Here is a 19,826-nt window from a genome sequence, read left to right as displayed (position 1 = left end):
AGTGAGCGTCCTCGCCCGAAGTGTAGGCAATGCGTTTAGAAACAAGGTCCGAACGGCCGCGGTTGTGGCCGTGCTGGCGGTCGCCATCGGGCTGGCCCTGGCCATGCTCGTGGCCAACCAGGCAGTCGGGGCCAAAGTAAAGGAGCTGAACGCCTCGGTAGGGACGGTGTTGACGGTGAACCCGGCCGGCGGCCAGGGCTTCGAAGGCGGCGGTGAGCCGCTCACTGCCGAGCAGGCAGCGACAGCGGCGGACGTCCCGAACGTGACCGCCGTCGTCGGAACCAAGGCGCTGCGGCTGCGGAACGCGGCCGAGGCCGCCGCGCAGGCGGCAGCCGGCACCCAGGCCGGTCCGGGCGGCGGGCAGGGCGGCCCCGGCGGCCAGACGACCACCACGCTGACCACCAGCCTCACCGCGGCAGTCGACGCCGGAACGCTGGGCGCGCGCAACCAGGACAGCTCCGGAACCACCGGTGCCACGGGAAGTACCGGATCCACGGGCACCACCGCCACCACCCAGCCGGCGCGGGCCCTGCCCATCACGGCGACCGGTACCGGCGCAGAGGTGGACAGCACCGGCAAGACGCTGGAACTGACCTCGGGCACCGGGCTGGGCGATTACACGGCGGAGTCCACCAAGGCGCTGCTGGGCACCACCCTTGCTGAAAAGAACAACCTCAAGGTGGGCTCCACCTTCACCATCAACAGCAAGACCTTCACCGTCGCGGGCCTGTTCGACGCCGGCACCGCGTTTGGCAACAACGCCCTCTACGTCACGCTCCCCACCGCCCAGACACTGGCCGAGCTGCCCGGAGAGCTGTCCACAATGATCGTCACCGTCGACAGCATGGAGAACGTGGACGCCGCCAAGACGGCCCTGCAGAACGCGCTCGGCACCGACAAGGCCGACGTCACCCAGGGCCAGCGCAACCTCGAAACCGCCGTCACCTCGCTGGACAGCGTCAAGAACATCTCCATGGTGGCGTTCATCGCTGCACTTGGCACCGCGGGGCTGATCATCCTGCTGATCATGGTCATGCTGGTCCGCGAGCGCCGCCGCGAAATCGGCGTTCTCAAGGCCATCGGCGCACCGAACCGCACCATCGGTCTGCAGTTCGTGCTCGAGGCCCTGGTCCTGGTGGCCCTCGGCAGCGTGGTGGGCGCCGTCCTCGCCTCCTTCGCGAGCGGCGGCATCGCCTCCGCACTGGTCAGCTCCAGCACAGGCACGACGGCGGCCCCCGCCGGCCAGCGCGGCGGCGGGTTCGCCGGGGCTGCGGGCGGACTCCCGGGTGGCCAGGGCGGTCCGTTCGGCGGCGCCTCCCAGCTGCTCACCTCCGTCACCGCCAGCGTGTCCCCCGGAATCCTTGCCGCCGGCATCGCGGCCGTGTTCGGCGTCGCCATCATCGGTGCGCTGGTTCCGGCCCTGCTCACCGCCCGCATCCGCCCCATCGAAGTCCTCCGAGGAGAATAGCCATGATTGAAGTCAAGGATCTGGTCCGCACGTTCAAGTCCGGCGACCGCACCATCAAGCCGGTCAACGGCGTCAGCTTCGAGCTGGGGCAGGGCACACTGGCGTCCATCGTGGGCAAGAGCGGCAGCGGCAAAAGCACACTGCTCTCCCTCCTGGGTGCGCTGGACAAGCCCACCAGCGGAGACGTCGTCGTCAACGGGGTGAGCCTGGCAGGCATGCCGGATGGCAAGCTGACCGAGTACCGGCGCCGGGACATCGGCTTCGTGTTCCAGCAGTTCAACCTGGTGCCCAACCTCTCCGCGCTGGACAATGTCATGCTGCCCATGGAGTTCGCCGGGGTACGGAAGTCCGTCCGGGCCGAGCGGGCACGGGCACTGCTGGAGCAGGTGCAGCTCGATCCGGACAAGCACGGCCGCCGCATCAACCGCCTCTCCGGCGGCGAGCAGCAGCGCGTGGCCATCGCCCGGGCCCTCGCCAACGAACCCAAGCTGATTCTCGCCGACGAGCCCACGGGCAACCTCGATGAGCAGACGGGCGAGCACATCATCGCACTGCTCAGCTCCCTCAGCCGCGACCACAACACCACCATCCTCGTGGTCACGCACGACCGCACACTGGCCAACAAGACGGACCGCCGGTTCCGCCTCCAGCAGGGCAAGCTCACGGAGGAACCGGTCCGCGGCCGCGCTGCGGAGCCGGCGGCGGTGTAGGAAGCCGGCGGGTGCGGGCAGGGCGTAACCCTCCCGCACCTTCCGCAGGTTTAGACCCGACCCTTCCTCACCCGGGTGAGAGGATGGCGTCATGACGTCAACGATCGCCAAGCCATGGCTCTTCAGCCAGTCCAACCAGGATCCCCTTGCCGCCACGGGCCGACCGCTGCGGTGGGGTGTCATTGCCACCGGCCGCATCGCCTCCCTGGTGTCGCGGGACCTGGCGCTGCTGGAGGACGCGGAGCTTTACGCCGTCAGCTCCCGAGGCCAGCACACCGCGGACGCTTTTGCGGGCGAGTTCGGCTTTGCCGTGGCGTACGGGGACGACGGCGGGCACCACGGCTATGAGCGGCTGCTCGCCGATGACGCGGTGGACGTGGTCTACGTGGCCACGCCGCACGCGCAGCACCACCGGGTAGTGCTGGCGGCTCTTCGCGCGGGCAAGCATGTGCTCTGCGAAAAGGCATTCACCATCAACGCCCGCGAAGCCTCCGAGCTGATCCAGGTAGCCCGTGAAAAGAAGCTGTTCCTGATGGAAGCCGTGTGGAGCCGCTTCCTGCCCAGCATGCAGAGGGCCTTCGAGATCGCACATTCAGGCGAACTCGGAACCGTCCAGTGGGTCACGGCAGACCTCGGCTTCCCGGCACCCTACTCCCCTACCGCCAGGCTGTGGGCCGTTCAGGACGGCGGCGGAGCGCTTCTTGACATCACGGTCTACCCGCTGTTGTGGGCGCTTGGCACCCTGGGTTTCCCGCAGACGGTCAGTGCCATGGGCACATTGAACGACGACGGCGTGGACGCCCAGAATGCGCTCACGCTCGGTTACCACCACGGCGCGCAGGCACAGCTCACCTCGTCCCTGCTCGCCCACGGCCCCCGCACCGCAACAGTTGCCGGCAGCCTGGGTTACCTGCAGACACTCGGCTCGATCAACAACCCCAAGAAGCTGGTGGTGGGGATCGGGCAGGAGACCCCGCGGACTGAACACTTCGAGGTGACTGGGCGGGGTTATACGTATGAGCTTCGCGAGGTGACCCGGTGCGTCCAGCAGGGCCTCACCGAGAGCCCGGTCATGCCCCTCGAGGACTCGCTGAACACGATGCGGCTGTTCGACGGCGTGCGCGCCCAGCTCGGTGTCGCCTATCCCAACGACGCTCACTGAGCAGCTTTTCCGGCGTTCATCGAGTCGAAAGAATTATTGTGCCGGGTCTGGACTCTCACTTTGGGGCAGGCTTAGGCTGGAGTCGATCGTCGATTCATTCGGTGAGCTTGGGGGTGTTGAGCATGACCATTGCGGCTTTGTCGTGGTCTGCGCTGCGCCCCTTGCGCCCTGTTCTCTTGGCAGGTGCAGCCGCTGTGGCTTGGCTGGCTGTGTCCGCCCCTGCCGCCGACGCCAACAGCAGCTCTGACTCGCTTGGCGGCAGTATTTCCTCGGCTGTCTCATCCATCAAGGGAGATGCGGACAGCGTGGCGGAAAGCGTTGGCGCGCTGGTCTCCGCCAAGGCACATGAAGCCCCCGCCGCTGCTCAGCCCACGCCAGCCGTAGCTCCCCCGCCACTTCCAGCAATCGACCCGGCAGCCATCCCGGCACCATTGCCGGCGACAGTTGCGCCGCCTCCCGTCACTTCCGTTCCTTCCACGCCGCCAGAGCCAACCCCTGTGACCGTGGTTGCCCCGGTTGTGGCGGACATTGTGGAGCCCGTTGACACCGCGCTCGACGGACTACCTCTCGGCGGGTCGATTCCCGACGACACCCTGGCCGGGGTTACCGATCCCGTTGCCTCCGTTGCTGATGGAGCGCTAACGGACACGGCCGAAACCATCGTGCAGCCGGTCGCGGAGGGCGTTAAGCCCGTTACCGACGTCGTGAAACCAGTAACCGACGTCGTGGGCCCGGTAACCGAGGCTCTCCCTGTCGAGCTTCCCGTTAAGCCCGTCACTGACGTGCTCGCGCAGGTACCTTCTCTGACGGCACCGATTATTGTGCCCGCCAAGGATGTCGTGACGGGGATTGTCGCCGATCCAGGCCGGCTACCCGCAGTTGGCCTCGCCGAAATGGGGCAGGCCTCCGCCGGTCCAGGGTCCTGGCCCGGCATGGTCCCCGCCCCCTCCGTGGCGTCCGCGCCAGCTGTCCAACCGGCCACCGGGCTGCCGGCTCATTTCAGCCATGCTGCCGCGCCGAAAGCTGCCAACCCCGCGGGGTCTGCCCCGAAGGTTCCTGCCGGCGGAGACTCACCATCCGGTGGCGATGGCACGCCGTCACCGGAGGCGCTGCTTCCGTCTCCTGCCTCAGGATCGGGTAGCAGCACGTCGTCCGGCGGCCCTTCGGCTTCGGCCGCCTGGCTAAACAGCGCCTTTGAATACCTGCCGCTCATGGGATTTGTCCCTGTCAGCGGACCCCTTCAGCATATTCCTTCGCCGGTGGCCATCGACCCCGGCTCCTCTCCTGACTAGTTGGGCCCCTTCTGCCTCCATGCGGCAGAAACACGGCCAATCGGGTTGCCATGAGCGCCTGACAACAACTTTTCAGGAGACGTCACAATGCACCAGACAATTCGCAGGGGCCTACTAGGCACCCTCTTTGCCGGAGGGCTACTAGCCCTCGGCGCAACCGCGGCGAGCGCGGATACAACTGCCACGGGCACGGTCAACATCGCGTCCGAAACCGCTTCGGCGGACCTTAATGCTTCGACGTCGCTGGGTCTGCTGGGTGGCCCAGCGCCGTCGAATTCTTCCGCGGTCAGCGTTAATGCCGGCCTCGATCTCAACACCGGTACATCGAACGGCAGCATTGCCGCGGTGGCACCGGCCGCGACCGCTGTGGCCGACGTCAACCTCGGCAGCACCGGAACCGCAACGGGGACAACTGCCCCTGCGGCTGACGCCACCGCCCTGATCGACGTCAACCTCGGCAACACCGGAACCGCAACAGGGACAACTGCCCCTGCGGCTGACGCCACCGCCCTGATCGACGCCAACCTCGGCAACACCGGAACCGCAACAGGGACAACTGCCCCTGCGGCTGACGCTACTGCCCTGGTTGACGTCAACCTCGGCAACACCGCAGTGACGGGCACCGAAACCGGAGCTGTCGCTCCTGCGGCTGACGCCACCGCCCTGGTCGACGTCAACCTCGGCAACACCGCAGTGACGGGCACCGAAACCGGAGCTGTCGCTCCTGCGGCTGACGCCACCGCCCTGATCGACGCCAACCTCGGGAACACCGGAACCGCAACAGGGACAACTGCCCCTACGGCTGACGCCACCGCCCTGATCGACGTCAACCTCGGCAACACCACCGGCACGGGAACCGGTACCGCCGTTCCCGCCACCGATCTGGCCGCCGTCGTCGACCTCAACCTCGGCGACACGGGTTCCCTGGGTACCAGTGCGGAAAGCGCCGTCGACCTCGGGCTCGGCACGGGAACCGATGCAGCCGTGGACCTGGGGGTCGACCTGGGCATCGGACTTGGCGCAGGAACTGTGACGACGCCACCGGCTACTGATCCGGGTGACGGAACCGGCAACGGCTCCGATCCGGGCGACGGAACTGATGGAACCGGCACCGACGGAGCCGGAACGGGAGCCGAGGGCACGGGCACTGATGGCACATCGACTGATGGAGCCGGCACCGGCACCGCCGGGACTGGCAGCAACGGATCCGGCACCGACACGACCGGTGGAGCGGCAACGGGCACTGGCACCGGGACCTCCACGACCGGCGCCGCCATCCTGCCCGCGGGCTCGGTGACCACAGGCGTCCCCGCCTCGGAGAGCATGGCAACCATGGCCAACGGAAGCATTGCCACCGCACAGCAGACCCTCGCCAACACGGGAGCCGACACTGGGCTGCTGCCACTCGCACTGGTCTTGCTCGCCGTCGGCGCACTCCTGGTGATCCGCAGGAAGAAGGCCTAACAGCCCGGTCCTGACCGAGCAGGAGTAACTGCCGTTCGTCGGCGGTCCGCATCACGGCAGTACTCCGGACTTGCCGATGCCGGGCCGCCGGCGAAGCCGTGCCCGGACGCCATCCGGCCACCGTTGCGCCACCAAACAGCCAAACAGCCAGTCGGACACCCGGTCAGAAACCCAATCAAACAGCCAGGGGCCTCGATTACTAAGTACACGTACTATCCTTAACACCGAACCCGAGCTGATAAGGACGACAACGTGTTAGAGGAATCGCCCAGCGGGGTGACAACGGATGTACTGGGCGGGCGCTACCGGCTGGGTGAGGTGATCGGACGAGGCGGCATGTCGTCGGTCTATGCGGCCAGGGACCAGAACCTGGGCAGGGACGTGGCCCTGAAGCTCTTCGCCCCTCAGGCTGCAGATGCCGACGAACTCAAAAGGCAGGAAGCCGAGATCCGGCTCCTGGCAACCCTGAACCATCCCAGCCTTGTCACCCTTTTCGACGCCGGCGTGGATACCCGCGTGCCGGACCAGCCCAGACCTTTCCTGACCATGGAACTCGTGGAGGGCCAGGACCTGCGCAGCCGCATCCGGCACAGCCGCGTTCCGCTCGACGAGCTGTCCGTCATCGGTGCTGGGGTCGCCGATGCCCTCGCCTACGTTCACGGGCTGGGCATCATCCACCGCGACATCAAGCCCGCCAACATTCTCCTCATCCAGGTTCGCCCCGGCGAACCGGTGCGGCCCAAGCTGACAGACTTCGGCATTGCCCGGATCGCCGACGGCACCCGCCTCACGGCCACCGGCACCATGGTGGGCACGGCGGCGTACTTGAGCCCCGAGCAGGCCATGGGCTCCCCATTGTCCCCCGCGTCTGACATCTATTCGCTGGGCCTCGTGCTGTTGGAGTGCATCAAAGGCACTGTTGAATACCCGGGCAGCGCGGTGGAGTCGGCGGTGGCGCGGCTGCACCGTGCCCCGGAGATCCCCGGCGACCTGCCCGCGGAATGGCAGCACCTGCTGGCCTCCATGACCGCCCTCGAGCCGCTGGAGCGGCCCACCGCTGCGGACCTGGAAGCGGCTCTCCGGCGCGCCCTCGTTTCACCGCAGTCCGCCCCTACAGACCTGGCCGGGGAGCACACCCGTGTACTCCCCGCGTTGCCGTCCCGGCCGCCGTCGGTGCTCCCGTCCGGGCCGCCTGAGCCACAGTCCACCGCCAAAACAACAGCAAATACACCAGCGGGCCAGGCATCAGCACACCCCGATGGGCCGCCCGCGAGCGGGAAGAGGCGCCGCCGTTTCCGTATTGGCGCCGCTCTGGCGGCGGCAACCCTGCTGGGCGGAACCGCGGCGGTGACGGTGGCCGCCAACTCACCTGAAACGCCCGACGTCGTCCCTTACCCCAGCGTGAGCGGCACCTTGGGTGACCATCTCGTGGAGCTGCAAAGGAGCGTTGAACCATGAGCCCGCGCCAGACACCGGCCGCGTGGCGCCGGGCGATGACCGTCATTACGGGGTTCACATTGGCAGCTGCAGTGGCAGGCTGCGCCGGCACCGCCCCGGAGCTCGAGACGGGCGCGGCCGCAAAACTTCAGGAGCGGGTTCTTGAGGTCACCAGGTCCGCGGCGGGAAGCAACCCGGCCGCCGCGCTGAAGTCGCTGGCCCGGTTGTCCTCTGAGCTGGATGCCGCGGCTGCTGCGGGGCAGGTTTCCTTCAAACGCCACAGGAGCATTACGGCGGCCATCAATTCCGTGCGGGCCGACCTCACGGCAGCGCAGGCGGCCAGGAACGCTGCCGCCCAGGCGGCCGCTGCGAAGGCCACGGCAGCCCCGAAACCTTCACCGACGACTCCGCCGGCTGCTGCAGCCCCGGTTCCCGCCCCCGCGCCGGCTCCAGTTCCGGCTCCGGCAAACAGCGGAAGGCAGGACAGCTCCGGCAAGGGCAGCCCGGAGGGGAACAAGGACAAGGGTTCGGGCAAGAACAAAGACTAGCCCCGCCCGGGACCAGTCTTTGTTCTTCAAACCCTCAGGAAGATTGGCCCGTCAGGAAGTCGCTGCCGGGAAACGCTCCCACGCCCGGTGCGCGGCCAGCAGCTCCTGGATCTGCGGAACCACCTGCTCGGCAGTGTCGCCCCGCACCACGCCTGCTGCGTCGTCCGGGATGCTCGCCGCGTCCACACCGGCGGAGCCTGACCCCCACGCCCCGATGGCCTTCGCGTGGCGGAAGGCCTCTGACAGCAGGAGCACGACGCGCGGATCAAGCGAAGCACCGGGATCACCGGCTTTCGCGTCCAGCCCCTGTTCGGCGTCGTCCGCCGGCGCCCCGGATCCTGCCACGATGACGGCGTCGAACTCGGTAGAGCGGGCGGTGAGATAGGTCCGCTGAACCGGGATCCCGCCGTCGGACTCTCCCCCGAGCGTCCCGCCGGCCGGTGCGATCACCAGCGGAACGATGCCGGCGTCGTCGAGCGCCTTGCGGGCGTCCCGGACGGCCTCAAGGTCACTGGACCCGTCCGCCACGATGCCGACGACGCGGCCTGCGACCGGCCACGTCTTTCCCAGCTGGGACAGGGCGGGGCTGGGCTGGGCGTCGGGCACGTCCTCGGTGGCCTCGGGAGCGGGCAGCCCCAGCCCGCGGGCCACGGCTGCGCACAGCGAGGCATCGATGTTGGCCAGCGCGAGCAGCTGCCGCTCACGGACCGGCTTCTCGTAGCACTTGCCCAGCTCGAAGGTGTACGCCTGAATGATGTGGTCCTGCTCCACCGGAGTGAGGCTCCGGAAGAACAGCCGGGGCTGGCTGAAGTGGTCATCGAAGGAGGCCGGGTTCTTCCGCTGTTTAATGGCCTCCGCCACGGCTTCCGGAACATCAACGAACGACCCGAGGTCTGCGCCGGCCTTAAACGGGCAGCCGCCGTCGAGGGAATTGGGCCGGTACGGCGCAACGCCGGAGTGGACGGCGGTCTGGTGCATGCCGTCGCGCAGCATGTCGTTCACCGGGGCCTGGGGCCGGTTGATGGGGATCTGGGCGAAGTTCGGCCCGCCCAGCCGCGAAATCTGGGTGTCCAGGTAGGAGAACAGCCTGACCTGCAGCAGCGGATCGTTGGTGACGTCAATGCCCGGCACGAGGTGCCCTGGGTGGAAGGCCACCTGCTCCGTCTCGGCGAAGTAGTTGACCGGGTTGGCGTTGAGCGTCATCAGCCCGATCGCCTGGACGGGGGCCAGCTCCTCGGGCACAAACTTCGTGGGATCCAGCAGGTCGATCCCCTCGAACATCTGGTCCTCGGTGTCCGGGAAAGTCTGGATTCCCAGCTCCCATTCCGGGTAGGCGCCAGCCTCGATCGCGTCGGCCAGGTCCCGCCGGTGGAAGTCCGGATCCATGCCGTTGATGATCTGGGCCTCCTCCCAGACCAGGGAGTGGACGCCCTGCTTCGGCTTCCAGTGGAACTTGACGAGCGTCGTGGCGCCCTCGGCGTCGACCAGCCGGAAGGTGTGGACGCCGAATCCTTCCATGGTGCGGTACGAACGCGGGATGCCCCGGTCGGACATGTTCCACATGGTGTGCGCCTGCGCCTCGGTGTGCAGGGACACGAAGTCCCAGAACGTGTCGTGGGCGCTCTGGGCCTGCGGAATCTCGCGGTCCGGATGCGGCTTTGCGGCGTGCACGATGTCCGGGAACTTGATCCCGTCCTGGATGAAGAATACCGGGATGTTGTTGCCCACCAGGTCGTACGTTCCCTCATCGGTGTAGAACTTGGTGGAGAATCCGCGGGTGTCCCGGACGGTGTCGGCGGAGCCCCGCGAGCCCAGGACCGTGGAAAACCTGACGAACACGGGCGTTTCCACGTCCTTGGCGAGGAAACCTGCGCGGGTGATATTCGCCGCCGTCCCGTACGAGCGGAACACGCCGTGGGCGCCGGCACCCCGGGCGTGCACCACGCGCTCCGGAATCCTCTCGTGGTCGAAGTGGGTGATCTTCTCCCGGAGGTGGTGGTCCTGGAGGAGGATCGGTCCCCGTGGCCCGGCCTTAAGCGAGTGGTCCGTGTCGGCCAGCCGGAGCCCCTGCGCGGTGGTCAGGTACTGGCCGGACTGCGCCCGGGAGTGTTCGGGCGCACCCGTGGGGCTGCCGGTCGGCGATACCGCTTCCGGCCCCTGCTGGTCCGGCTTGGGCGGCAACGGTTCCCTCGGGGTGGTGGGTTCGACGACGGCGGGCGGCTCGCCTGCCGGGGCTCCCGGAATGTTGATTGCTGATTCTTCAGGCACAGAGATGATCCTTTCCGAAGCGGCGGCCTAACCGGACTCGGCGTTGGGCACTGGGCTCCCCACCGAAAGATAAGCCTGCTTAGTACCCTAGGAAATCCCGGGCCCGCCCACAACTGCGGGCCGTCATTTGAGCGTTCGGGTCTTCATAGTCAGCAGGCTTAGCTTCTCTCTTCAAATGCCGGCTGGTTCCCGCTACGTTGGAGATGTTCCATCCGAACAACGGCAATCAGAACCACGGGCCATCCGCCCGTACGCTGAAGGAGTGAACCACGCATGGCAACTGTCCAGGAATCGATCACTGTCGATGTCCCCGTACGCCAGGCCTACAACCAATGGACGCAGTTTGAGGATTTCCCCAAGTTCATGAGCGGAGTGGACGCTGTCCGCCAACTCGATGACACCACTGTTCATTTCGAAACCAGCATTGCGGGCGTGAAGCGCGAGTACGACGCCCAGATCACCGTCCAGGAGCCGGACCAGCGCGTCACGTGGGAGAGCCTGAACGAGCCACGCAACTCGGGCACCGTTTGGTTTGAGTCCCTGGGTGACAACGAGACCAAGGTGAACGTCGAGCTGACCTGGGAGCCCGAATCCGCCGTGGAGAAGCTTGGTGCCGCCACCGGACTTGATTCCCGGCAGGTGGCCTCGGACCTGAGGAAGTTCAAGAAGTTCATCGAGGAACGCGACACGGAAACGGGCGCCTGGCGTGAAAGCGTGAGCGGTGGAGAGGTGGAAGGTGACGCGGGTTCGACGGCGCCCGCCGTCGGAACAACGGCAGCCGGAACGCCCGCCGTCGGAACAACGGCAGCCGGAGCGGCCGGCGTCGGCATGGGCGCAACAGCAGCCGGAGGCAACGGTGACCCGGGCGCAAGCACCGGCTATTCCGAGGGGGCCGGCATGGACGCGGTCCCGGGCCGCAGCTACGAATCCGGAGACGCCTACGACGCCTCGGCAACCGAACGGCCCGTAAGCACGGACCCGGATATGGCCGTCGACGCCCCTTACGGGGACAACGACACAGGTGAACCCCGCACCGAAACCCGGCATACGGACACCCGCCGCGACGACATCCCGGACCGGTAGTCCACCGTCCCGCCCGCTGGCTCGAGGTCCAGGCCGGCAGTCCCGGCAAGCAAAGAGAGCGCCCCGCCACTCAACGAGTGGCGGGGCGCTCCTGCTGTTCAGCTCGGCAACTCGGCCGCGGGCCGGAGACCTAGCTCAGGCTGGCGACGATCTTGTTGAGCGTGGCGGACGGCCGCATGACGGCTGCAGCCTTCTCGGCGTCCGGGCGGTAGTAGCCTCCGATGTCCACCGGCTGGCCCTGGGCGCCCAGCAGTTCGGAAACGATGGCTTCCTCGTTGGAGGTCAGCGCGTCGGCGACCGATGCGAACGAGGCTGCGAGTTCTGCGTCCTCGGTCTGCTTGGCCAGTTCCTGTGCCCAGTACTGAGCCAGATAGTAGTGGCTGCCGCGGTTGTCGATCTCGCCGGCCTTGCGGCTCGGGGACTTGTTCTCCAGCAGGAACGTGCCGGTGGCGCGGTCCAGCGTGTCGGCGAGGACCTGGGCGCGGGCGTTGTCCGTGGTGTTGGCCAGGTGCTCGAAGCTGACGGCCAGTGCCAGGAATTCACCCAGGCTGTCCCAGCGCAGGTGGTTTTCCTTCAGCAACTGCTGGACGTGCTTCGGGGCGGAGCCGCCGGCACCGGTTTCGAAGAGCCCGCCGCCGTTGATCAGCGGAACGATGGACAGCATCTTGGCGCTGGTGCCCAGTTCCAGGATCGGGAACAGGTCCGTCAGGTAGTCGCGGAGCACGTTGCCGGTGACGGAGATGGTGTCCTCGCCCTTGCGGATGCGCTCGAGGGTGAAGGCGGTGGCCTTCACCGGGGACAGGATCTCGATCTGCAGGCCCTCGGTGTCGTGCTCCTGCAGGTATTCGCGGACCTTCTCGATGAGCTTGGCGTCGTGTGCGCGGGTCTCGTCGAGCCAGAACACGGCGGGGGTCTGGGAGGCGCGGGCGCGGTTCACGGCCAGCTTCACCCAGTCACGGATGGGGAGGTCCTTGGTCTGGCAGGCGCGCCAGATGTCACCAGGGGCAACGTCGTGTTCGATCAGGACGTTCCCGGAGCCGTCAACCACCTGGATCTTGCCGGGGACCTGGGCCTCGAAGGTCTTGTCGTGGCTGCCGTATTCTTCGGCGGCCTGGGCCATGAGGCCGACGTTCGGGACCGTGCCCATGGTGGTTGGGTCGAAGGCGCCGTTGGCGCGGCAGTCGTCGATGACAACCTGGTAGATGCCGGCGTAGGAGCTGTCCGGGAGGACTGCCAGGGTGTCGGCTTCATTGCCGTCCGGGCCCCACATGTGGCCGGAGGTGCGGATCATGGCGGGCATGGAGGCGTCCACGATGACGTCGCTGGGGACGTGCAGGTTGGTGATGCCCTTGTCGGAGTCGACCATGGCGATCGCGGGGCCTTCTTCGAGGCCCTTCTTGATGGCGGCCTGGACGCCTTCGCGGACGTCCTCGGGCAGCTCGTCCAGACCGTTGAGGATGGAGGCGAGGCCGTTGTTGGGGCTGAGGCCGGCCGCGGCGAGCTGCTTGCCGTAGGTGTCGAACAGCTCGGAGAAGTAGGCCTTCACCACGTGGCCGAAAATAATGGGGTCGGAGACCTTCATCATGGTGGCCTTCAGGTGTGCGGAGAAGAGCACGCCCTCTTCCTTGGCGCGGGCCACTTGGGCTGCCAGGAATTCGTCCAGGGCGGCAGCGCGCATCACGGTGCCGTCGATGACCTCACCGGCGAGGACCGGGAAGGCTTTCTTCAGGACCTTGACCGTGCCGTCTTCGCGGACCAGCTGGATTTCGATGGTGCCGTCGGCGGGGATAACCACGGACTTCTCGTTGGCGCGGAAGTCGTTGGCGTCCATGTGTGCCACGTTGGTCTTGGACTCGGGGGTCCAGGCACCCATGGAGTGGGGGTTCTGGCGGGCGTAGTTCTTGACCGACAGCGGAGCGCGGCGGTCCGAGTTGCCTTCACGCAGGACCGGGTTCACGGCGGAGCCCTTGATCTTGTCGTAGCGGGACCGGATGGCGGTCTCTTCATCGGACGTGGGGTTGTCCGGGTAGTCCGGCAGCTTGTAGCCCTGCGACTGAAGCTCGGCAATGGCAGCCTTCAGCTGCGGCACGGATGCGCTGATGTTGGGGAGCTTGATGATGTTGGCTTCCGGCTTCTTCGCCAGTTCACCGAGTTCAGCCAGGGCGTCGCCGATCTGCTGCTCTTCAGTGAGGTAGTCGCCGAAGACGGCGATGATGCGGCCGGCCAGCGAAATGTCGCGGGTCTCCACCTGCACACCTGCCGTGGAGGCGAACGCCTCAATGATCGGCAGGAACGAATATGTGGCCAGCATCGGCGCTTCGTCGGTGTGGGTATAGATAATTTTGGCCATGCTCGGGCGTCTCCCTGAAGGTCGGCTTGTATCTGGTATTCCGGCTATTTCACCAACCTTAAACTTACCCGAGCTGGACCGGATGAACCTTACCCGGATGGCCGGATGCCCTTGCATGACCCCGTTTCTGTGTCGTCGGCCACACTATCCATTGTCCCCGGCGCGGAGGAGCTCTAATCTTTCTCTCATAAAGGAATACCGCTTCGGCGGCTGAACTGAGTTGTAACCCCTTGCGGCAGGGGCAGATCAGTACCACCCCTACCTGGCAAACAAAACTTGAATCGTCAATAACCGAGCTTGTCATCCCCGGGTAGGTCAATCAGTCACCCGGCGTGCCTCCCGGGGCCCGCCCAACCTGATAGGTAGGACCGCAATGACGAGCAAAAAGACTCTGGCTGGCAGCCTTCTGAGCCTTTCCACAGGTCTGTTGCTGGCAGTGAGCGCCATCGGCGGCGCCACAGCCTCTTCTGCAACGTCGCAGGACTCAACTCAACTACAGGTCGCTAGCACCCCAGTGTCCAGCCCGCAGGGCTACTGGACACCCGAGCGCATGCGTGCCGCCGTTCCCGGTGATGTTCTGGCCGCCAAGGCCGTGGCCCGGCAGGACAACAAAGGCCCCTCGTCCGATGCTGCAGTGGAGTCGGGAGCCCTAACGAGATTTGCCGGCACCGCCGCGCAGACCACGGTCACCACTGCCCTGCACACAAATGAGGCCCCGGTGAAGCACATCGGCAAGGTCTTCTTCACGCTCGCCGGAAATAACTACGTCTGCTCCGGCAACTCCGTCGCTGCCCGGAACAAGAGCCTCGTGGCCACCGCCGGCCACTGCGTTAATGAGGGGCCCGGCGCCTTCGCCACCAACTGGGTCTTCGTTCCCGGCTACGTGAACGGGACGGCCCCCTACGGTCAGTGGCCGGCCCGGTCCCTGCACGCGGCACGGAACTGGACGTCCGGCGGCGATATCCGGTACGACACCGGCTTCGCCGTGGTAGCCCGGGTGGGAGGCAAGTACCTGGCCGACGTGGTGGGGGCGTCCGGAGTGGAGTTCAACCAGCCCCGCGGCCTGACGTACAAATCATTTGGGTATCCGGCCGCGGCCCCGTTCACCGGCCAGACCCTGGTCAGCTGCACCGGCGCGGCCAGGGATGACACCATCAACCCGCAGTTCAACTCCCAGGGCATTTCGTGCGACATGACGGGCGGTTCCTCGGGCGGCCCGTGGTTTGCCCAGGGCGACACGGACGCTGCAAGCGGGGCGGGCGGCTTCCAGAACTCCGTCAACAGCTACGGCTACGGCACGAATTCCACCACGATGTTCGGGCCGTTCTGGGGCTCCACCACCATGAAGGTCTACGACAGTGCACAGAGGAAATAAGGATGATGCGGGCTCCTCAGGCGAAGTGGTGAGCCACAGCGTCAGCGAGGCGCCCGAGGAGGTCCTGGCCTACTGGACGCCGGAACGGATGGCCGAAGCGGTCCCCCGGGACATCCGGTTGCCGGATCCGGAGGAAGGGGAGTCCCAGGCCGAAGGAAAATAACCCAGCTTAAAGCCCGACGGCGGCCGTCCCCCTAAGGGGGCAGCCGCCGTCGGGCTTTTGTGTTGGGCCCACGCCGCCCGGGTTCCCTGGCCGAGCGCAGCGAGGTTAGGGAGGCGGTGGGGATTAGTGGAAGAAGTGCCGCGCGCCGGTGAAGTACATGGTGATGCCCGCAGCGTTGGCTGCGGCGACGACTTCCTCGTCACGGACCGAGCCACCGGGCTGCACCACAGCCCGGACACCGGCGTCGATCAGGATTTGCAGGCCGTCGGCGAACGGGAAGAACGCGTCGGAAGCTGCAACCGCACCACGGGCACGGGCGGGGGCGCCGGCCGTCCCGACGTTGGTGGCACCACCGGCACCATCGACGTCGGACTCAACCTGCACACCTAGCGTGTTGGCCCGCTCAACGGCGAGCTTGCAGGAGTCCAGGCGGTTGACCTGGCCCATGCCGATGCCCACTGCGGCGCCGTTGGAGGCGAGCAGGATCGCGTTGGACTTGGCCGCGCGGCAGGCGGTCCAGGCGAACGCGAGGTCGGCCAGCGTGGCCTCGTCAGCGGCTTCGCCGGCTGCCAGGGTCCAGTTGGCCGGGTTGTCGCCGTCGGCGTCCACCTTGTCGGTGATCTGGACGAGCACGCCGCCGGAGACCTGGCGGATTTCGGCCGGGTAGCGGCCATAGCCTTCGGGCAGCGCCAGCAGGCGGATGTTCTTCTTCTTGGAGAGGATCTCCACGGCCTCGGGGTCGAAGCCGGGGGCGATGACCACTTCGGTGAAGATACCGGCCACGGTCTGGGCCATGCCGGCGGTGACCGTGCGGTTGGCCGCGATGACGCCGCCAAACGCGGAGACTGGGTCGCAGGCGTGTGCCTTGGCGTGGGCGTCGGCGATCGGGTCCGCAGCGTCAGGGGACGCCACTGCCACACCGCAGGGGTTGGCGTGCTTGATGATGGCCACGGCGGGCTCCGCGAAGTCGTAGGCGGCGCGGAGTGCTGCGTCGGCGTCCACGAAGTTGTTGTAGCTCATGGCCTTGCCGTGGACCTGATCGGCCTGTGCGATGCCCGCGGGGGCTGCCTTGTCGACGTACAGCGCTGCCTGCTGGTGCGGGTTCTCGCCGTAGCGGAGGACCTCGGAGCGTTCCAGCGCGAGGCCGGCATAGGCCGGCCAGTCGATCACGCCGTCGCCGTCCTCATCGAGGAACTGGCTGGCGGTCCAGGTGGCCACGGCGGTGTCATAGGTGGCCGTGTGCGCGAAGGCCTTGGCGGCGAGGCGCTGGCGGGTCTTCAGGTCGAAGCCGCCCTCGGCGGCGGCCCGCACAACGTTGGCGTAGAACGTGGGGTCCACCACGATGCTGACGGCGGCGTGATTCTTCGCGGCGGAGCGCACCATGGCCGGGCCTCCGATGTCGATCTGCTCCACGACGTCGTCCTGCGCGGCACCGGACTTGACCGTCTCCACGAACGGGTAGAGGTTCACCACCACGAGGTCGAAGGCCTCGATCTCCATCTTGGCGAGGGTCTCCATGTGGGCGGGGACGCGGCGGTCGGCGAGGATGCCGCCGTGGACGCGCGGGTGCAGGGTCTTGACCCGGCCGTCGAGCATCTCGGGGGAACCGGTGACCTCTTCGACTTCCTGGACCGGAATGCCGGCCGCGGCGATCTTCTTGGCGGTCGAGCCGGTGGAAACAATTTTGACGCCTGCTGCGTGCAGGCCCTTGGCGAGCTCCTCCAGACCGGTCTTGTCGTATACCGAGATCAGGGCCCGGCGGATGGGAACACGGTCAAGCTGCGTCAAGCTCACAAAAGTCTCCGTCTTTATCTCGCGGTTGATGTGCCGCGGTTGGTGGGGATACGGCCCAGTTTATCGTGTCGACGGGCCCGCGCCTGCTGACGGGCCCAGTGTGAAGGCCGGGCTGTTCGCGGCGTGAGGGCCCCGCGCTCCGGGCCTTCCCGCAACGTAAGGTTTAAGCAGGAGGCCGAGATGAATATTTACACCGCTGTGCCCAGTGGCGAGCAGGTAGTCCAGGAACTGCCGTGGCGCTGGAAAGTGCAGGGCCGGATCTTCGTGATCGGCGGCCTGGGATTCATGTTCGATGCGTGGGACGTCACCCTCAACGGCATCCTCATTCCACTGCTGTCCACGCACTGGAGCCTCACCCCGGGCGAGGCCGGCTGGATCGGCACAGCCAACCTGATCGGCATGGCCCTGGGCGCCTTCATCTGGGGCACCATCGCGGACACCATCGGACGCAGGAAGGCTTTCACGGCCACGCTGCTGATCTTCTCGCTTTTCACGGTGCTCGGCGCCTTCTCCCCCGACTTCCTCTGGTTCTGCGTGTTCCGCTTCATGGCCGGGTTCGGCCTGGGCGGCTGCATTCCCGTGGACTATGCGTTGGTGGGTGAGTTCACGCCGCGCCGTCAGCGCGGCAGGGTCCTCACGGCCATGGACGGCTGGTGGCCCGTGGGTGCGGCGCTCTGCGGGTTCGTTTCCGCCTGGCTCGTGGCCGCCTTCGCCGACTGGCGCCTGACCATGCTCGTCATGGTGCTGCCGGCCCTGCTGGTGTTCTGGGTTCGGCGCAGCGTTCCCGAGTCGCCGCTGTTCCTGATTCGCAAGGGCCGCCGCGATGAAGCTGCCCGGGTGATTGACGGCCTGGTGGAGGCCACCGGCGCCGAACCGCGGGCCTACAGCCTGCCCGAGCCGCAGGCTGTACCGCGCTTTTCCGCCGGCAGCGCCTGGCAGCAGCTGCGCGGGGTCTGGCAGTTCAACTGGAAGATCACCGCCGCCGCCTGGGCGCTGTTCATGAGCATCCTGCTGGTCTACTACCTGTCCCTGACCTGGATGCCGCGGATCCTGATCGGCGCCGGGTTCGCCGAGTACAAGGCGTTCCTGACGACGGCGGGGATGGCCGCCGTCGGGCTCCTTGGCGTGATCGCGGCAGCGCTGCTCGTGGAGCGTGTGGGCCGCAAGTGGCTGCTGGCCATCACGGGGCCCCTGTCCGCGCTCGTCCTGGTGGTCGTGGCGTTCGTGGTGGACGTGCCCACAGCCGCGGTGTTCTGGCTGCTGGTGTTCGGGTTCGTGGTGCAGGTGGCCATCCCGGTGCTCTACGCCTACGTTTCCGAGCTGTACCCCACGGAGCTGCGCGGCAGTGGCTTCGGCTGGGCATCCACGTTCTCGCGGCTGGGGGCAGGCTTCGGCCCGCTCATTTTCGCGAACTACTTCTGGCCGCAGCTGGGGCTCGCCACGTCCTTCGCCCTCGCCGGCGGCCTGGTGGTCCTGTCCGTGCTGTGGATGGCCTTCTTCTCCCCCGAAACCCGGCAGCGCCGCCTCGAGTAGCTGCCCGGGCTCCCCATCCCCCATGTAAGTAGCAGCAGGGGGCGTTCCCAAGGCTGGGAACGCCCCCTGCTGCTACTTACATGGGTGTGGTGCGGGCTACTTGGGCGCGTACGCCGCAGCCAGCGACGCCAGGGTGGAGACCAGGAGCCGGCGCTCCACCACCTTGATCCGCTCGTGCAGGGTGTCCTCGGTGTCGTCGTCCTCGATGGCCACCGCTTCCTGGGCGATGATGGGCCCGGTGTCCACGCCGGCGTCGGCCCAGTGCACGGTGCAACCCGTGACCTTCACTCCGTAGGCCATGGCGTCGCGGACGCCGTGGGCGCCGGGGAAGGACGGCAGCAGGGCGGGGTGCGTGTTGAGGTATTTGCCGTCGAAGGCGTCGATGAACTCGGGGCTGACGATCCGCATGAAGCCGGAGGACACCACCACATCCGGCTGGTAAGCGGCAACGGCTTCAGTCAGCGCGGCGTTCCATTCCGCGCGGTCCGGGTAGGCCTTGAAGTCCACCACGAACGTGTCGATCCCGGCTGCCGCCGAGCGTTCCACGCCGTATGTTCCCGGGCGGTCCGCGCCCACCGCGGCGATTTCAACATCCAGGTCCCCGGCTTGAATGGCGTCAATGACGGCTTGGAGGTTGGAACCGGTTCCGGAAACGAGGACTACTATGCGCATTGCTCAAGCTTAGGCGGCTGCTCGCGTAGGCTGGAAAACATGAATCCCACTCCCCAAGGGCCGCAGCGGACCGCGCGTCCGCTCAGCGAGGAAGCCAAAGCCTCGCTCCAGAAGACGCACACGCTGTTCCGCATGTTCATCGTGGCCGTGCTGGGCGCCTTCTTCGTGTTCCAGCTGGACATCGCCTACCTCTGGCTCACGGCCATTCTGACGGCGGCGGGCATCGCGCTGGGGATTATTGTGCTCATCCGGGCCATCCGGTTCAAGGAATCGAAACTGGTGCTGTTCGGCACCATCTCCGGCCTGGTGGTTTCCGCCGTCATGGTTATCCTGGTCCTGACCTCGGCGCTGTTCTTCAACCAGGTGCGGGACTTCCAGCAGTGCTCCCGCCAGGCACTGACCAGCAAGGCAAGCACGGAATGCCGGGTCCAGCTGGAGAACTCGCTGCCCGGACCACTCAAGCAACCCGTACGCTAGAGCCGCCCCGGCGCGGAAGACCACGCGCGG

At 66.9% G+C, this 19,826-nt stretch carries 16 protein-coding genes; 12 read left to right on the top strand and 4 right to left on the bottom strand.

From position 1 onward, the window contains the following. The first annotated feature begins 1 nt into the window (after position 1). From ABRP34_RS20390 to ABRP34_RS20360, 7 genes are all read left to right on the top strand, one after another. Positions 2–1,468, top strand: coding sequence for an FtsX-like permease family protein (locus ABRP34_RS20390; protein ID WP_353711572.1), 1,467 nt, complete (start codon positions 2–4; stop codon positions 1,466–1,468). 2 nt (positions 1,469–1,470) lie between these two features. Then, the gene (locus tag ABRP34_RS20385) at positions 1,471–2,178 is read left to right on the top strand and encodes an ABC transporter ATP-binding protein (RefSeq protein ID WP_003798160.1); all 708 of its coding nucleotides are present in this window, start codon (positions 1,471–1,473) and stop codon (positions 2,176–2,178) included. Between the two features lie 91 nt (positions 2,179–2,269). Beyond that, positions 2,270–3,340 carry a Gfo/Idh/MocA family oxidoreductase gene (locus ABRP34_RS20380; RefSeq protein ID WP_353711571.1) on the top strand — a complete coding sequence of 357 codons (1,071 nt, stop codon included), beginning with the start codon at positions 2,270–2,272 and terminating at the stop codon, positions 3,338–3,340. 194 nt (positions 3,341–3,534) lie between these two features. Then, positions 3,535–4,632 carry a hypothetical protein gene (locus ABRP34_RS20375; protein ID WP_353711570.1) on the top strand — a complete coding sequence of 366 codons (1,098 nt, stop codon included), beginning with the start codon at positions 3,535–3,537 and terminating at the stop codon, positions 4,630–4,632. 87 nt (positions 4,633–4,719) lie between these two features. Continuing rightward, positions 4,720–6,096, top strand: a complete 1,377-nt coding sequence (locus ABRP34_RS20370; protein ID WP_353711569.1) for an LPXTG cell wall anchor domain-containing protein — start codon at positions 4,720–4,722, stop codon at positions 6,094–6,096. A 252-nt stretch (positions 6,097–6,348) separates the two neighbouring features. Then, positions 6,349–7,554 (top strand): serine/threonine-protein kinase, encoded by a 1,206-nt coding sequence (locus tag ABRP34_RS20365; protein WP_003802730.1) that lies wholly within the window; start codon positions 6,349–6,351, stop codon positions 7,552–7,554. Further along, the gene (locus tag ABRP34_RS20360; RefSeq protein WP_353711568.1) at positions 7,551–8,081 is read left to right on the top strand and encodes a mucin-associated surface protein; all 531 of its coding nucleotides are present in this window, start codon (positions 7,551–7,553) and stop codon (positions 8,079–8,081) included. Before ABRP34_RS20365 ends, ABRP34_RS20360 begins: the two co-directional genes overlap by 4 nt. A 51-nt stretch (positions 8,082–8,132) precedes the next feature. Here the strand turns inward: ABRP34_RS20360 and ABRP34_RS20355 are convergent, their stop codons facing one another. After that, complete coding sequence (locus tag ABRP34_RS20355; RefSeq protein WP_353711567.1) at positions 8,133–10,349, bottom strand: catalase; 2,217 nt, start codon at positions 10,347–10,349, stop codon at positions 8,133–8,135. 273 nt (positions 10,350–10,622) lie between these two features. On the opposite strand from ABRP34_RS20355, the gene ABRP34_RS20350 reads away from it, so the two are divergent. Continuing rightward, positions 10,623–11,432: an SRPBCC family protein gene (locus ABRP34_RS20350; RefSeq protein WP_353711566.1), complete on the top strand. Its 810-nt coding sequence runs from the start codon at positions 10,623–10,625 to the stop codon at positions 11,430–11,432. Positions 11,433–11,562: 130 nt separating this feature from the next. Here ABRP34_RS20350 and ABRP34_RS20345 read toward each other — a convergent pair whose 3' ends face one another. Then, positions 11,563–13,782 carry an NADP-dependent isocitrate dehydrogenase gene (locus ABRP34_RS20345; RefSeq protein WP_003802736.1) on the bottom strand — a complete coding sequence of 740 codons (2,220 nt, stop codon included), beginning with the start codon at positions 13,780–13,782 and terminating at the stop codon, positions 11,563–11,565. 373 nt (positions 13,783–14,155) lie between these two features. Here ABRP34_RS20345 and ABRP34_RS20340 point away from each other — a divergent pair, with 373 nt between their 5' ends. Beyond that, the gene (locus tag ABRP34_RS20340) at positions 14,156–15,157 is read left to right on the top strand and encodes a hypothetical protein (protein WP_353711565.1); all 1,002 of its coding nucleotides are present in this window, start codon (positions 14,156–14,158) and stop codon (positions 15,155–15,157) included. Between the two features lie 28 nt (positions 15,158–15,185). Further along, positions 15,186–15,320, top strand: a complete 135-nt coding sequence (locus ABRP34_RS20335) for a hypothetical protein (protein WP_353711564.1) — start codon at positions 15,186–15,188, stop codon at positions 15,318–15,320. 123 nt (positions 15,321–15,443) lie between these two features. On the opposite strand, the gene purH is transcribed toward ABRP34_RS20335, so the two are convergent. After that, a complete protein-coding gene (purH, locus tag ABRP34_RS20330) occupies positions 15,444–17,114 on the bottom strand; it encodes a bifunctional phosphoribosylaminoimidazolecarboxamide formyltransferase/IMP cyclohydrolase (protein ID WP_353711563.1) in 1,671 nt (556 codons plus the stop codon). A 180-nt stretch (positions 17,115–17,294) separates the two neighbouring features. Between purH and ABRP34_RS20325 the strand changes: the two genes are divergently transcribed. Then, a complete protein-coding gene (locus tag ABRP34_RS20325; RefSeq protein WP_003802746.1) occupies positions 17,295–18,647 on the top strand; it encodes an MFS transporter in 1,353 nt (450 codons plus the stop codon). A gap of 96 nt (positions 18,648–18,743) precedes the next feature. Here ABRP34_RS20325 and purN read toward each other — a convergent pair whose 3' ends face one another. Continuing rightward, positions 18,744–19,319: a phosphoribosylglycinamide formyltransferase gene (purN, locus tag ABRP34_RS20320; protein WP_353711562.1), complete on the bottom strand. Its 576-nt coding sequence runs from the start codon at positions 19,317–19,319 to the stop codon at positions 18,744–18,746. Positions 19,320–19,358: 39 nt separating this feature from the next. Here purN and ABRP34_RS20315 point away from each other — a divergent pair, with 39 nt between their 5' ends. Continuing rightward, positions 19,359–19,796, top strand: a complete 438-nt coding sequence (locus ABRP34_RS20315) for a hypothetical protein (RefSeq protein WP_003802749.1) — start codon at positions 19,359–19,361, stop codon at positions 19,794–19,796. Positions 19,797–19,826 lie beyond the last annotated feature (30 nt).

Source organism: Arthrobacter sp. K5, assembly GCF_040448525.1.
Lineage (GTDB): Bacteria > Actinomycetota > Actinomycetes > Actinomycetales > Micrococcaceae > Arthrobacter > Arthrobacter globiformis.
The sequence above is the reverse complement of the archived record's forward strand: the minus strand, read 5'-3'. Positions and strand labels throughout refer to the sequence as shown.